Origin of the sequence: Kitasatospora sp. NBC_01560, assembly GCF_045208415.1 — a bacterium.
Classification (GTDB): Bacteria; Actinomycetota; Actinomycetes; order Streptomycetales; family Streptomycetaceae; genus Kitasatospora.
Genome location: NZ_CP109364.1, coordinates 6,010,875 through 6,025,391, shown reverse-complemented (window position 1 = coordinate 6,025,391; position 14,517 = coordinate 6,010,875). Strand labels below are relative to the sequence as shown.

Genomic DNA, 14,517 nt, shown 5'->3' with positions numbered 1-14,517 from the left:
ACGAACGGATAGACTGATCGATATGCGCCGAGCGAAAATTGTCTGCACCCTGGGTCCGGCCACGGACTCCTACGAACAGCTGAAGGCCATCGTCGAGGCGGGCATGAACGTCGCCCGACTGAACATGAGCCACGGCACCCACGCGGACCACGAGGAGCGGTACCGCAAGGTCCGCCAGGTCTCGGAGGACACCGGCAAGGCCATCGGCGTCCTTGCCGACCTCCAGGGTCCCAAGATCCGTCTGGCGACCTTCGCCAACGGCCCGGTGACCGTCGACAACGGCGACGAGTTCATCATCACCACCGAGGACGTCCCCGGTGACCAGCACATCTGCGGAACCACCTACAAGGGCCTGCCCGGCGACGTCAAGCCCGGCGACCCGGTCCTGATCAACGACGGCGTCATCGCCCTGGAGGTCGTCAGCGTCGACGGCCCGCAGGTGAAGACCGTGGTCATCGAGGGCGGCGTGCTCTCGAACAACAAGGGCATCAACCTGCCCGGCACGGCCGTGAACGTGCCCGCGCTCTCCGAGAAGGACAAGGACGACCTGCGCTTCGCGCTGGCCCTGGGCGTCGACATGGTCGCCCTCTCCTTCGTCCGCAACGCGGCCGACATCAAGGACGTCCACGAGGTCATGGACGAGGTCGGCATCCGCGTGCCGGTCATCGCCAAGATCGAGAAGCCGCAGGCCGTCGAGGCGATGGAGGAGATCGTCCTCGCCTTCGACGCCATCATGGTGGCCCGTGGCGACCTGGCCGTCGAGTACCCGCTGGAGCGGGTGCCACTGGTCCAGAAGCAGCTGATCACCCTGGCCCGCCGCAACGCGAAGCCGGTCATCGTCGCCACCCAGATGATGGAGTCGATGATCCACGCCTCGCGCCCCACCCGCGCCGAGGTCTCCGACGTCGCCAACGCCATCCTGGACGGCACCGACGCGGTGATGCTCTCCGCCGAGTCCAGCGTCGGCAAGTACCCGATCGAGACGGTCCGCACCATGAGCCGGATCGCCGAGAAGGCCGAGGAGGAGCTGCTCTCCCAGGGCCTCCAGCCGCTCAACCCGGGCCGCAAGCCGCGCACCCAGGGCGGCTCCATCGCCCGCGCCGCGTGCGAGCTGGGCGACTTCCTCAACGGCAAGGCGCTGGTCGCGTTCACCAAGTCCGGTGACACCGCGCGCCGGCTCTCCCGCTACCGCTCGCCGATCCCGGTGGTCGCGTTCACCCCGGACGCCGCGACCCGCAACCAGCTCTCGCTGAGCTGGGGCGTCGAGGCCTACGTCACCGAGCAGGTCGGCTCCACCGACGAGATGGTCGCGCAGGTCGACGGCGAGCTGCGCCGCATCGGCGAGCTGAACGAGGGCGACACCGTCATCGTCACCGCCGGTTCGCCCCCCGGCATCCCCGGCAACACCAACATGGTCCAGGTCCACCACCTGGGCACCCGGAGCGAGTAGGCCCCGGAGCACGACCGGTACCGAACGCCCGTGGGGCGGACCCTCCTTCGGTGGAGGGTCCGCCCCACGGGCGTTTCCGCTGCGCCGGCCCGCCGGCGGGGGCCGTTACTTGTTGCCGACGTACGGCTTGTCGTCGTTGTAGAGCTGCATGCCGGGGATCTTCAGCGTGCCGCCGAACTGGCCGGACTGCACCGCGGTGACCCCGGTCATCTGCATCCAGAGCGGGATCTCCAGCTTGCCGATCAGGTCGTACAGCCACTGCGGCAGCGGCCCGTCCGGGGTGAGGGTGAGCTCGCCCAGGTCGATCGGGATCGGGATGCCGAGCACCTGGGACAGGTGGCCGGAGAGCCGCTCCACGTACATGGTGACCGGGCCGCTGCGCATGGTGGAGACCGAGCCCGGCGCGCCCTTCACGTGAAAAGTCTTGCCGTTGCCCTCCAGCGTCGACATGTCGAGGTTCTCGATGTCCACGCTGTCGACCACGAACTTCAGCACGCGCTTGGTGGTGGTCGGCGTCTGGACCTTGACCACACCCATCAGGACGGCGTGGTTCAGGGTCAGCCGGGTGGTCTGGAGGGTCCAGTTCTGGTCCGGCACCAGGATCGGGTTGTCCGCCCCGGAGCCGGCCGCCAGACCCTTCATCGGCACCAGGCAGTTCGGGTCGGCACTCGGTGAGGAGGTGCCGGACGGTGCGGCGGAGCCGGACGGCGCAGCCGCACCGGAGGCCTTGGCGCCGGCGGACGGCTTGGCGGCGGTGCTCGCCCGGCCGCTCGCCGGGGCGGACCCGGCAGGGCTCGGCGCGCCCGACGGGGCGGCCTTGGAAGCCGGGGTGTCGGCGGACGGTGCGGGCGCGGACGGCGCCTGGGTGCTCGCGGCCGGGGCCGGGGCGGCCGGAGCCACCGCGCGGCTGCCCGCGGCGGGCGCGGTCGCCGGCGCCGGGGCCGGGGCCGCCGTGGTGGCGGCGGCCGACGGGCTCGGCGAACCGCTCGGGTGGATCAGGTTGGTGATCCCGCCGACGATGTCGTCGATCAGCCCGGCCTGGACGACGCCGCCGGAGCCGCCGGTGGCCGCGGAGCGGACCGGGGCCGAGCCGGGTATCGAGGCCGGCGTCGAGGCGGCTGTCGAGGCGGTCGCCGGAGCCTGGGTGGTCGCCGTCGGGGCGGTGGACGCCGGGGCGGGCGCGCCCGTCGGCGTGCTCGTCGGCGCGGCCGTCGGGCTCACCGGGAGCGGCACGGACGGGCCGGGCAGCGGCGGGGGCAGCTCGCTCTTGGGAACGGGCGTCTCCGCCACCGTCGGCGCGGCGTCCGGCACGGTCGCGCAGGGCTTGCCCGCGGCGGTCTCGGCGACCGCCGCGTTCGGCGTGTAGGTGGCGGCCATCAGCAACGCGGTCGGCACCGCGGCCATGGCCAGCGCCCGGCCTCTCAACCGGATCCGCACCGGCGTGCGGCGCGCCGCGTGGCGCCCGGAGCGCTGCTCCGGCAGGGCCGGGCGGCCCTGCTCGTCCTGCGGCGCCGTCACCGTGCCTCCTCCGGGTCACCGGCGGCCTGCTGCGGGACGGTGCCGCCGGCGGCCGGAGCGGCGCCGGGGGCCGGCGGCCCGGGCTGGGCGGGAACGGCCGGCAGCACGGCGGTGGCGGCCTCGCCGCCGGCGGCCTGCGCACCGGCGGCCCCGGTGGCCGTCGACGGCGGCACCGGCGCCGTGGCGGCGACCACCTCGGCCTTGGGCGCGGCCTCGACCGGGTTCGGCGCCCAGGCGACCATCAGGCCGCCGCCGATCAGGCCCGGCAGCAGCGCCATGCCGAAGCCGGACAGGTTGGAGACCGGGATCGAGACCAGCGTCAGCAGCATGGTCGCGACACCGGAGAAGATCCGCACGGCCGGCTGGAACCAGGCGGTCAGCCCGAGCACGATCAGCAGGATGCCGATGATCAGCGACCCGGCACCGGCGGTCGTCGCCATGGTGACGGTCATGCCGTTCAGCGCCAGCTTGGCGTACGGGAAGTACATGATCGGGACGCCGGCGACCATGGCCAGCAGGCCGCCCCAGAACGGACGGGACCGGCGGAAGTGACGGAACACCCGAAGCACCCAATGGACGGTGTTCTCGTGCTCGGCGGGCCGCAGCTCGGCAAGGGCGCTGGACACGGTGCAGCTCCTCGATGGTGTGAACGAGGCGAAAAACGGGAGGGGGAGGGCCCGGAGCGGTACGTTCACCGCTCCCGACCCCCCGGGTGCCGTGGTCGGCGGCGGGTCAGGAGACCCGCCGCCGGTCAGCGGCCTAGTAGCACTCGTGCCCGCCGTCGGTGTGCAGCGCGAGCTTCAGGCCCTGGAGCTTGAAGGTGCCGGCCGAGGTGGCCCACGCGGTCTGCTGGACGTTGGTCAGGTCGGCCTTGTCGGCGGCCTGGGCGAAGCCGACGCCGCCCGAGGGCAGGCCGGTGCCGAGCCTGGACTTCCAGCCCTGGACGGCGGTGCCCTTCAGGGTGGAGGCGTCCTGGCCGATGTTGATGTTGGTGAACTCGGCGTCCGCGTTCAGCTGGTCGAGGTCGATCAGCAGGTTCTTCGCGGAGACCTGCTTCGCGACGTCGTCGCTCTGCCCGGCCTCCAGGCGCAGGGTGATCTTGGGCAGCTTCCACGGCAGGCCGGGGATGATGTTCGGGTCGGTGACGACCGACTGGCACAGGCCCTTGATGGTGGCCGTGTCGAAGGCCGAGACGGCGACCGGGTGCGGCGTACCGTTGCTCTCGGCGTCGATCGAGCCGAACTGCGCGAAGTTGGTGCCGTGCAGCTCCTGCGCGGTGACCTTGAAGCTCTGGCCGGAGACGCTGAACGACGCCGCCAGGGCGTTGTTCGCCATCGCGACGCCGACTGCGGCGGTCGCGGCGATACCCGGCACCATCACCAGGGCGAAGCGCTTCCAGCGGGTCTTGCCGTAGGTCTGGGACATGCGAGTCCTCCTTCTAGGACGTACATCTCCGGCTCCCGGCGGTGCGTCCCGCACCGGTGGGGGCCTGGGATGGGAGAGAGCTACGTCCTCGGTAGCGGAGAGCGCCTTGGGCGTCGTCGGACGCGGGAGCGGCCGGCACACAGCGGCACTCCCGTCCCTTCACCGACCACCCCTGCGGGGCGGCGGGCAGGACCGACGACATCGGCGATCACCCCCGAGCGACAACCAGCGACCGCGCGGGCCGCGCGGCCGGATCGAAGGACAGGAACCGCCGTGGGACCGCGGATACCCCCCTGCCCTCCCTGCCGACGGCCGGGGCCGGCGGCTTGCCCGGTGGGGATCCCTCGTTCCGTCCGCCGACCGGCTGTCGGCGGGGTGAACTCTGGGACCGGGCGTCGCCGATGCTGCTCGAATCCCGGGCGAAGCACAAGGGGTTCGTTACTGACGGGTAATCCAACATCGAATGCCGACGATCATGAAAACAGCCGGTCGCACACCGTGAGTGACGAATTGAAGGAATCGTGACGGGGAAATCCGCCGGAAACACTGAGGAAACACCCGTGGGTGGTCACCTGAAGTGACCACCCACGGGTGATGTCAAGATTTGGTAAACCTCTCACGCGATGACCGGATTGTCGCCAAATCCCCAGCGACACCGCAGGTCATCGACCGTGCCAGTAGGCACCGGCAGAAACACCCCGGAGCAGGCTCAGAAGAGCACGCGGGCCAGCGCGGTGCGCGCCGCCGTCACCCGGGGATCGTCGGTGCCGATCACCTCGAACAGCTCCAGCAGCCGGAGCCGGGCGGTGTCCCGGTCCTCGCCGAAGGTCCGCCCGACGGTGTCCACCAGACGCCCGAAGGCGTCCTCGACGTGACCGCCGACCAGGTCCAGGTCTGCCGCCTCCAGCTGCGCCGCGACGTCCTTGGGGCCGGCCGCGGCCGCCGCCCGGACGGCCTGCGGGTCCAGCGCCTCGACCCGGTGCAGCAGCTGCGCCTGGGCCAGGCCGAGCTTGGCCTCGGTGTTGCCCGGGTCGTCCGCCAGCACGTTCCGGTAGGCCTGCACCGCGCCGCCCAGGTCACCGCGGTCCAGCGCCTCGTGCGCGGCCGCCAGCGCCGGGTCCTCCGGCGGGTACGGTGCAGCCTGCTCGCCGGCCTCGCCCGCCTCGCCGGGGGCACCGGGCACGCCCGCGCCGCCGGCCACACCGAAGCGCTGCTCGGCGACCAGGACCAGCTGGTCCAGCACCTTGCGGATGTTGGCCTCGTTCTCGGCGCCCTGGAACAGCGGCACCAGCTGGCCGGCCACCACGGCCATCACGGCCGGGATGCCCTGGATGCCGAACTGCTGGGCGATCATCGGGTTGGCGTCGACGTCGATCTTGGCGAGCACGATCCGGCCGGCGTACTCCTCGGCCAGGCGCTCCAGGATCGGACTGAGCTGCTTGCAGGGCCCGCACCACTCGGCCCAGAAGTCGATGACCACCGGCACTTCGGTGGAACGCTGGACGACCTCGGTCTCGAAGGTGTCCTCGGTGACGTCGATGACGAGCTCGTACGGCGCCTGCGCGGGGGCCACCCCGGCCGCTTCGGCGGCGGCGGCCTGACGGGCCCGCTCGGCCCGGGCCTGCTCGGCCTTCTGAGCGGCCTCGCCGGCTGCCTTCACTGCGGCGAGGTCGACCGCACCGCGCAGGGCGGAGCTGTTGAGACGCGAATTCCGTGGCTGCATGGCACCATCCTCCCCCGTCCGCGCGGCCGGCGGGCACCATCCTCCGGGAAAGTCGCTCCGCGCGGGCTGCGCGGCCACGAGTCCCGGGTGCGACACCCCGCCCCCCGGCAAGTCCGAACCGTTCGGTGCGGGGCCCCACCCGCACCCGCGCCACCCCGTCCCACGGGTGCGGCGCCTGGTTGTCACTGCTTTCGCTACGAGTCGTAGCGTAACTGGATCGAGGGCCCCCGCCGCAACCCCATCCGGCCTTCCCGCGACGTGAGCTGCCCCACTTTCCCGGGCAGCCTGGCTGACCTGGAGGCCGGAAGGTCGCTACCGTTACCGGTCCCACCCATGTTACTTACCAGTAGATCGCAAGGAGGCCCGGTGCCGGCCCCCCAGCCCCCCGCCGTGACCCCGGAGCGCCCGGCCGCCGACCGGGCGGACCCCCCGGGCGCCGCCGCGGAGGCCGCCCGGACCCCCGCCAGCGCCGCACAGAGCCCCGCAGGCACCGTCGGCGCCGCCGAGAACCCCGACGGCACCACCACCCGGGCCAAGGGCCGTCCGCGCAGCGCCGCCGCCGACCACGCCATCCTGGACGCCACCCGCGAGGCCCTCGCCGAACTCGGCTGGGGCGGGCTGACCATGGGTCACGTGGCGATCCGCGCCAAGGTCGCCAAGACCACCCTGTACCGCCGCTGGCCGTCCAAGAACGAGCTGGTGGTGGACGCCGTGGCCAGCCTCTTCGACGAACTCGTGATGCCCGACCTCGGCAGCCTGCGGGCCGACATCGAGGCGGTGGTCGCCCAGTTCGCCGACCTGCTGGCCCGGCCGGAGACCCAGGCCGCGCTGCTCGCGCTGTTCGCCGAGGGCACCCGGGACCGGCAGCTGCGGCGGCGGATCCGGGAGGCGATCGTCGACCCGCAGAAGCGGCTCGTCCGGCAGGGCCGGGCGGCCGCCCAGGCGCGCGGCGAGCTCGCCCCGGACGCCGACGAGACGACCGCCGGGGAGGAGATCGACATCATCTTCGACACCATCGCCGGGACGGTCGAGCACCGGGTGCTGGTCAGCGGTGAGCCGATCACGGCCGAGTGGACCACGCGCTTCACCAGCCTGCTGCTCGGGCCCTTCCCCAGCCTGCTGGGGGGCTGAGCCCGCGCGGGGCCGGAGGCACGCCGAACCGCCCCGCACGGTCCTCGTGCGGGGCGGTTCGGCGCCTCCGGGGGAGCCGGAAGGGGCGGGCAGGGCCCCGGACGCCGGAGCGCCCGGAGCCGGCCGCCTAGAACCGGGCGGTCTCCCGGTAGATCCCCCACTCCTCGCGCAGCAGGTTGCAGATCTCGCCCAGGGTGGCCTCGGCCCGGACGGCGTCCAGCATCGGCGGGATCATCGACGCGCCCGAGCGCGCCGCCGCCAGCATCGCGTCCAGCCCGGCCCGCACCGCCGCCTCGTCCCGGCCGGCCTTCCGCTCGGCCAGCACGCGCACCTGCTCGCGCTCGACCTCGTGGCTGACCCGCAGGATCTCCAGCTCGGGGGTGACGCTGCGCGGGTGGCAGTTGACGCCGACGACCCGCTTCTCGCCCTTCTCCACGCCCTGCTGGTACTGGAAGGCCGCCTCGGCGATCTCCCCGGTGAACCAGCCCTCCTCGATCCCGCGCAGGATGCCGGAGGTGATCGGGCCGATCTCGTGGTCCTCCCGGCCCTTGTCGAGGATCCGCTCGAAGATCGCCTCGGCCTGCTGCTCGATCCGGTCGGTCAGCGCCTCGACGTACCAGGAGCCGCCCAGCGGGTCGGCCACGTTGGTGATGCCGGTCTCCTCCATCAGCACCTGCTGGGTGCGCAGGGCGATCTCGGCGGCCTGCTCGGAGGGGAGCGCCAGGGTCTCGTCGAGGGCGTTGGTGTGCAGCGAGTTGGTGCCGCCGAGCACCGCCGAGAGCGCCTCGACCGCGGTGCGGACCACGTTGTTGTACGGCTGCTGCGCGGTCAGCGAGACGCCGGCGGTCTGGGTGTGGAAGCGCAGCCACTGCGCCTTGTCGGTCTTGGCGCCGAAGCGGTCGCGCATCCAGCGGGCCCAGATCCGGCGGGCGGCGCGGAACTTGGCGATCTCCTCGAAGAAGTCCAGGTGCGCGTCGAAGAAGAAGGAGAGGCCGGGCGCGAAGACGTCGACGTCCAGGCCGCGGGAGAGGCCCAGCTCCACGTAGGCGAAGCCGTCCGCCAGCGTGTAGGCCAGCTCCTGCGCGGCCGTCGCCCCGGCCTCGCGGATGTGGTAGCCGGAGACCGAGAGCGGCTTGTACGCCGGGATGCCCCGGGCGCAGTACGCCATCAGGTCGCCGATCAGGCGCAGGTGCGGCTCGGGGGCGAAGAGCCACTCCTTCTGGGCGATGTACTCCTTGAAGATGTCCGTCTGCAGGGTGCCGTTGAGCACCGCCGGGTCGACGCCCTGGCGCTCGGCGGCCACCAGGTACATGCAGAAGATCGGGACGGCCGGGCCGCTGATCGTCATCGAGGTGGTGACCTCGCCGAGCGGGATGCCCTGGAACAGGACCTCCATGTCGGCGGCCGAGTCGATGGCCACGCCGCAGTGGCCGACCTCGCCGAGCGACTTGGCGTCGTCCGAGTCGTACCCCATCAGGGTGGGCATGTCGAAGGCGACCGAGAGGCCGCCGCCGCCCGCCTCCAGGATCATCCGGTAGCGCTCGTTCGTCTGCTGGGCGTTGCCGAACCCGGCGAACTGGCGGATGGTCCACGTCCGGCCGCGGTAGCCGGTGGCGTGCAGGCCGCGGGTGTACGGGTACTCGCCCGGCCAGCCGATCCGCTCGAAGCCCTCGACGGGCTGCCCCGCAGGCGGGCCGTAGACCGGCGCGACCTCGTCGCCGGAGAGGGTGGTGAAGTCCGCGTCCCGCTTGCGGGCACTGTCGTACCGCTGCTGCCAGCGCTGCCGTCCGCGCTCGATCTCCTCGGCGTCCATGACCCCGAACTCCGCTCCGTACGGCCGCTCCGACACCGGGGCGGCACAGCTGTTAGGACGTCCTACTAATTTACTCGGACGTCCTAGTACTTGTCGACGGATGCCGGCCCCGACACGCGAAAGGGCGCCCTCCCCGGCGGGGGAGGGCGCCCTTCGGGGCGGACGACGGTCAGACGCCGGCGGTCTCCCGCGCGGCGGCACCGGCCGGGAGCTTCGCGGCGGCCTCGGCGACCACCTTGCGCTCGGCCACGAAGGAGGCGAACGGGATGCAGCCGGCGGCCAGGGTGAAGATCATCCGGCCGAGCGGCCACTTCAGCTTCTGGCCGAGCAGGAAGGTGACCACGAAGTACCCGATGTAGAGGTAGCCGTGCAGCATCGCGACGTAGGTGGTCACGTCCTCGGCGGTGTCGAAGCCGTACTTCGCCACCATGAAGCCGCAGAACACCAGCAGCGCCACGCCGGTCGCAATGGCCAGGGCCCGGTACCAGCCCAGCAGGGGGGTCGCCTTCATACTTCTCATCGCCTCGCTCGGCAGGATTCGGCCGGTACGCCCCGATCCGCGCACCGCTCCCACGAGGGTAGCCGCCGCTTACGGGTGCGCCGTGCAGCGCCCTGCCCGGCCGTCGCCGCGCCCCGGCCGGGCCGCCCCGCGCGCCGTGCCCTACTCCGCCGGGGCCGCCGGCGCCTCCGGCTCGGCGAAGTCGCCGGCGGCGATCCGCAGCGGCCGGAGCAGCTCGAACACCTGGCGGCACTGGTCGGCGTCGTACTCCTCCAGCCCGAACTCCATCGCCATCAGCTCCCGGGTGGCCTCCTCGACCGTCTCGCGGCCGCGGGCGGTGATCGAGGCGAGCACCCCGCGGCCGTCCAGCGGGTTGGGGCGGCGGGCGACCAGGCCGGCCCGCTCCAGGCGGTCGACGGTGTTGGTGACGCTGGTCGGGTGGACCATCAGCCGCTCGCCGATCTTGGAGAGCGAGAGCTCGCCGGTCCGGCTGAAGGTCAGCAGCACCAGCGCCTCGTACCGGGCGAAGGTCAGCCCGTACGGCTTGAGCACGGTGTCCACCCGCGCCAGCAGGATCTGATGGGCGCGCATGACCGAGGTGATCGCCGCCATCGAGGGGACTCCGCCCCAGCGGCGGGTCCACAGCTCGTCGGCGCGGGCGATCGGGTCGAAGTCGAGTGCGAGGGGCTTGGCCACCTCCTTACCGTACCGGCGGGTGGGGCCGCTGCTATCAGGCGTCCTGATGGTGGACAAGCGCGACACGTGGCGGGATCCCGCCAGTGGGACGGGCTGGTCCGGACCAGCACGTTGCGCGGATGTGAACCACCGACAACCGGCCCGCCGGGGTGCGCGGTTCGCCGGCAACCGGACGCCGGGCCCGTGATCAAGCGTCGGTTCGGGCGGTAACCCGCTGCAAGACGGGGGGATTTGACCCTTTTGCCGCCCTGTTCACATTCCGTCGGACTGGCGAGACCTGGCCAATAGATGAACCAGACCTGTCATTTCACTTGTTGCATTGTCATGCTTTCGGCCAGCCCCGTTCGGCAGGCCACCGCCCCACTCACCGGTGACCCGCCGCTCGACCGCACGGAGCAGCACGTCAGCGCCCGTTCCGCCCCTAAGGTGCCACCTCCGGCACCCCGGGACGAGGCGCGCCCGCGCACTCGCGGTTTCCCGGAAGGACCTGTACGTGAAGCGAAAGCTCGCAGCCGGCGCCGTACTCTCCGCCACCGCCCTCCTCACCGGCGTCATCCAGGTGAGCACCGCCGCCCAGGCCGCCCCGACCCCCTCGGCGCAGGCCCAGGCCTCGCAGCAGCGCGAGGCCGTCCTGGCCGTGGCGAAGGGTCAGGCCGACCCGCTGGCCAAGGCGCTCGCCCTCGGCGGCCAGGAGAAGCTGGTCGCCAAGGACGCCGTGGTCGACGCCGACGGCACCCGCCACCTCCGCTTCGAGCGCACCTTCGCCGGTCTGCCCGTCCTCGGCGGCGACCTGGTCGTGCACCAGGCCGCGGGCGGTGCGGTCGAGGCCGTGGACAAGGCCGTCGCCGCGCCGATAGCCGTGCCGAGCCTCACCCCGGCCATCCCCGCCGACAAGGCGGCCGCGCAGGCGTCCGGCGCCGTGCAGTCCACCGTCGGCATCACCGCCGACAAGGACGAGTCCCCGCTCAGCGAGGTCCACCAGGCCGGCGCCGCGCAGCTGGTGGTCTGGGCCGCGGACGGCAACCCGCGCCTGGCGTACCGGACGACCGTCGAGGGCGTGCGCGCCGACGGCACCCCGTCCAGCCAGCTGCTGGTCACCGACGCCGCCACCGGCGAGGTGCTCTCCACCCACGAGCAGGTGCAGACCGCGACCGGCTCCGGCAAGGGCGTCTTCGTCGGCAGCGTCCCGCTGACCACCACCACCGCCAGCGGCGGCTACTCGCTGAAGGACGCCTCCCGCGGCGGTCAGTCCACCGTCGACTTCAAGGGCCGCACCTCCGGCTCGGGCACGCTGTACACCGACGCGGACAACGTCTGGGGCAACGGCCTCGTCTCCAACGGCCAGTCGGCCGCGGTGGACGCGCAGTACGGCGCTGCGGCCACCTGGGACTTCTACAAGAACACCTTCGGCCGCAGCGGCATCAAGAACAACGGCGTCGGCGCCACCAGCCGGGTCCACTACGGCAAGAACTACGTCAACGCGTTCTGGTCCGACCAGTGCTTCTGCATGTCGTACGGCGACGGCGCGAGCAACACCCACCCGCTGACCGAGATCGACGTGGCCGGTCACGAGATGACCCACGGCGTCACCTCGGCCACCGCCGGCCTCAACTACTCGGGTGAGTCCGGCGGCCTCAACGAGGCCACCTCGGACATCTTCGGCACCATGGTCGAGTTCTACGCCAACCTCGCCACCGACAAGCCGGACTACCTGATCGGCGAGGAGATCGACCTCAACGGCGACGGCACCCCGCTGCGCTACATGGACAAGCCCTCCAAGGACGGCGGCTCGGCCGACTCCTGGTCGTCGGGTGTGGGCAACCTCGACGTCCACTACTCCTCCGGCGTGGCCAACCACTTCTTCTACCTGCTGGCCGAGGGCAGCGGCGCCAAGACCATCAACGGCGTCAGCTACAACAGCCCGACCTCCAACGGGTCGACCGTCACCGGCATCGGCCGGGACAAGGCCGCGGCGATCTGGTACCGCGCGCTCACCGTCTACTTCACCTCCACCACCAACTACAAGGCCGCCCGCACCGGCACGCTGAACGCCGCCAAGGACCTCTACGGCGCCGGCAGCACCGAGTACAACGCGGTCGCGGCTGCGTGGAGCGGCGTCAACGTCAGCTGACGTCCGCGCGCGGCGCCCGGGTCCTCACTGGGAGGGGAGGCCCCGGGCGTCCGCGCGTCCGGGCACCCTCCGCCGCCGGCACCCTCACGCCGCCGGCGCAGTCCGTCACGGGCACCGCGCGCCGCCGGGCACCCCTTCTGCTGCGGGCGCGCGTAGCAACGGGCGCCGGACCCGGCAAGGCCGCTCCGCTGGCGGGATCCCGCCAGCGGGGCGAACCGGCCCGAACCGGGCATCCGCCGCAGCCGAACCACCCGCCCCGGCGACTGGCGGAACCTGGCCAATCCCCCACGGCGGTCTGTCCTCCACTCCACCGACTTGTCATGCTTCTGCCCAAGCCCCGTTCGACGACCGTCGCCCCACCCACCGACCGGCCGTCAAGGACCGCACGGGAGCAGCACGTCAGCGCCCTACCGCCCCACGGCGCCAACCCCGGCGCCCCGGTATGCGGCGTGACCGCGCACACGCGGTTTCGTGGAAGGAACCCCGTACGTGAAGCGAAAGCTGACAGCCGGAGCCGTACTCTCCGCCACCGCCCTGCTGGCCGGCGCGATCCAGGTCGCCGCCGCACCCGCCCAGGCCGCCGCACCCTCGGTGGTGCAGCAGCACGACGCGCTGATCTCCCTGGCCGGCAGCGAGGCCGCGCCGGTGGCGCAGGCGCTCGGCCTCGGCGGCCAGGAGAAGCTGGTCGCCAAGGACGCCGTGGTGGACGCCAACGGCGCCCGCCACCTGCGCTACGAGCGGACGCTCGGCGGCCTGCAGGTGATCGGCGGCGACCTGGTGGTGCACCAGAAGGCCAACGGCTCGATCACCTCGGTGGACCGGGCGTTCACCGGGCAGCTGGCCCTGGGCAGCCTCACCCCGGCGCTCTCCGCCGACAAGGCGTCCGCCCAGGCGCTCGGCGCGGTCCGGGCCACCGTCGGCATCGCGGCCGACAAGGACGAGTCGGCGATCAGCCGGGTCGACGGCGCGGGCGCGGCCACCCTGATCGTCTGGGCCGCCGACGGCAGCCCGCGGCTGGCCTACCAGACGGTCGTCAACGGCGAGCGGGCCGACGGCACCCCGAGCCGCCAGCGGCTGGTCACCGACGCGGCCACCGGCGCGGTGCTCTCCACCCACGAGGAGATCCAGACCGCGAACGGCACCGGCAAGGGCGTCTTCGTCGGCAGTGTCCCGCTGACCACCACCCAGAGCGGCTCGACCTACCAGCTCAAGGACGCCTCCCGCGGCAACCAGTGGACCGGCAACGCCGCCAACGGCAACGCGCTCTACACCGACGCGGACAACGTCTGGGGCACCGGCCTCGCCTCCAACACCCAGTCCGCCGCGGTGGACGCCCAGTACGGCGCCGGCGCGACGTGGGACTACTACAAGAACACCTTCGGCCGCAGCGGCATCAAGAACAACGGCGTCGGCGCGAGCAGCCGCGTCCACTACGGATCCAACTACGTCAACGCGTTCTGGGACGACTCCTGCTTCTGCATGACGTACGGCGACGGCTCGGGCAACACCCACCCGCTGACCGCGATCGACGTGGCCGGCCACGAGATGACCCACGGCGTCACCTCGGCGACGGCCGGGCTGGTCTACTCCGGTGAGTCCGGCGGCCTCAACGAGGCCACCTCGGACATCTTCGGCACCATGGTCGAGTGGTACGCCAACCTGCCCTCGGACGTGCCGGACTACCTGATCGGCGAGCGGCTCAACCTGAACGGCAACGGCACCCCGCTGCGCTACATGGACAAGCCCTCCAAGGACGGCGCGTCCAAGGACTCCTGGTACTCCGGGGTCGGCAACGTGGACGTCCACTACTCCTCGGGCGTGGCCAACCACTTCTTCTACCTGCTGGCCGAGGGCAGCGGCGCCAAGACCATCAACGGCGTCAGCTACAACAGCCCGACCTCCAACGGCTCCACCGTCACCGGTATCGGCCGGGACAAGGCCGCCGCGATCTGGTACCGCGCGCTGACCGTCTACTTCACCTCCACCACCAACTACAAGGCCGCCCGCACCGCGACCCTGAACGCCGCCAAGGACCTCTACGGCGCCGGCAGCGTCCAGTACAACGCGGTCGCGGCCGCGTGGAGCGCGGTGAACGTCAACTAGCGCCGGTCCGGCGGGAGCCGGCCACCGC

11 protein-coding genes are annotated in these 14,517 nt (G+C 72.2%); 4 read left to right on the top strand and 7 right to left on the bottom strand.

Annotated elements, in window-relative coordinates; genetic code table 11:
- Nucleotides 1–22: 22 nt before the first annotated feature.
- Nucleotides 23–1,450, top strand: a complete 1,428-nt coding sequence (gene pyk, locus OH807_RS26315) for a pyruvate kinase (protein WP_406203175.1) — start codon at nucleotides 23–25, stop codon at nucleotides 1,448–1,450.
- Nucleotides 1,451–1,555: 105 nt separating this feature from the next.
- Here pyk and OH807_RS26310 read toward each other — a convergent pair whose 3' ends face one another.
- The 4 genes from OH807_RS26310 to trxA all read right to left on the bottom strand — a co-directional run bounded on the left by OH807_RS26310 (nucleotide 1,556) and on the right by trxA (nucleotide 6,116).
- Nucleotides 1,556–2,968 carry a hypothetical protein gene (locus OH807_RS26310; protein WP_406203173.1) on the bottom strand — a complete coding sequence of 471 codons (1,413 nt, stop codon included), beginning with the start codon at nucleotides 2,966–2,968 and terminating at the stop codon, nucleotides 1,556–1,558.
- Nucleotides 2,965–3,594 (bottom strand): DUF6114 domain-containing protein, encoded by a 630-nt coding sequence (locus tag OH807_RS26305; protein WP_406203171.1) that lies wholly within the window; start codon nucleotides 3,592–3,594, stop codon nucleotides 2,965–2,967. The genes OH807_RS26310 and OH807_RS26305 overlap by 4 nt, the downstream gene beginning before the upstream one ends.
- A gap of 133 nt (nucleotides 3,595–3,727) precedes the next feature.
- The gene (locus OH807_RS26300; protein ID WP_406203169.1) at nucleotides 3,728–4,393 is read right to left on the bottom strand and encodes a DUF6230 family protein; all 666 of its coding nucleotides are present in this window, start codon (nucleotides 4,391–4,393) and stop codon (nucleotides 3,728–3,730) included.
- A 709-nt stretch (nucleotides 4,394–5,102) separates the two neighbouring features.
- Nucleotides 5,103–6,116 (bottom strand): thioredoxin, encoded by a 1,014-nt coding sequence (gene trxA, locus OH807_RS26295; protein ID WP_406203167.1) that lies wholly within the window; start codon nucleotides 6,114–6,116, stop codon nucleotides 5,103–5,105.
- Between the two features lie 570 nt (nucleotides 6,117–6,686).
- Between trxA and OH807_RS26290 the strand changes: the two genes are divergently transcribed.
- Entirely contained in the window at nucleotides 6,687–7,247 is a 561-nt protein-coding gene (locus tag OH807_RS26290; RefSeq protein WP_406211195.1) for a TetR/AcrR family transcriptional regulator, read from the top strand.
- A 127-nt stretch (nucleotides 7,248–7,374) separates the two neighbouring features.
- Here OH807_RS26290 and OH807_RS26285 read toward each other — a convergent pair whose 3' ends face one another.
- The 3 genes from OH807_RS26285 to OH807_RS26275 all read right to left on the bottom strand — a co-directional run bounded on the left by OH807_RS26285 (nucleotide 7,375) and on the right by OH807_RS26275 (nucleotide 10,255).
- On the bottom strand, nucleotides 7,375–9,060 hold the full coding sequence (locus OH807_RS26285; protein ID WP_406203165.1) for a methylmalonyl-CoA mutase: 1,686 nt from the start codon (nucleotides 9,058–9,060) through the stop codon (nucleotides 7,375–7,377).
- Nucleotides 9,061–9,229: 169 nt separating this feature from the next.
- Nucleotides 9,230–9,571: a DUF3817 domain-containing protein gene (locus OH807_RS26280; protein WP_406203163.1), complete on the bottom strand. Its 342-nt coding sequence runs from the start codon at nucleotides 9,569–9,571 to the stop codon at nucleotides 9,230–9,232.
- Nucleotides 9,572–9,721: 150 nt separating this feature from the next.
- The gene (locus tag OH807_RS26275) at nucleotides 9,722–10,255 is read right to left on the bottom strand and encodes a MarR family winged helix-turn-helix transcriptional regulator (RefSeq protein WP_406203161.1); all 534 of its coding nucleotides are present in this window, start codon (nucleotides 10,253–10,255) and stop codon (nucleotides 9,722–9,724) included.
- A gap of 493 nt (nucleotides 10,256–10,748) precedes the next feature.
- Between OH807_RS26275 and OH807_RS26270 the strand changes: the two genes are divergently transcribed.
- Both OH807_RS26270 and OH807_RS26265 read left to right on the top strand, forming a co-directional pair.
- On the top strand, nucleotides 10,749–12,386 hold the full coding sequence (locus tag OH807_RS26270) for a M4 family metallopeptidase (protein WP_406203159.1): 1,638 nt from the start codon (nucleotides 10,749–10,751) through the stop codon (nucleotides 12,384–12,386).
- Between the two features lie 489 nt (nucleotides 12,387–12,875).
- A complete protein-coding gene (locus tag OH807_RS26265) occupies nucleotides 12,876–14,489 on the top strand; it encodes a M4 family metallopeptidase (protein ID WP_406203157.1) in 1,614 nt (537 codons plus the stop codon).
- Nucleotides 14,490–14,517: the final 28 nt, after the last annotated feature.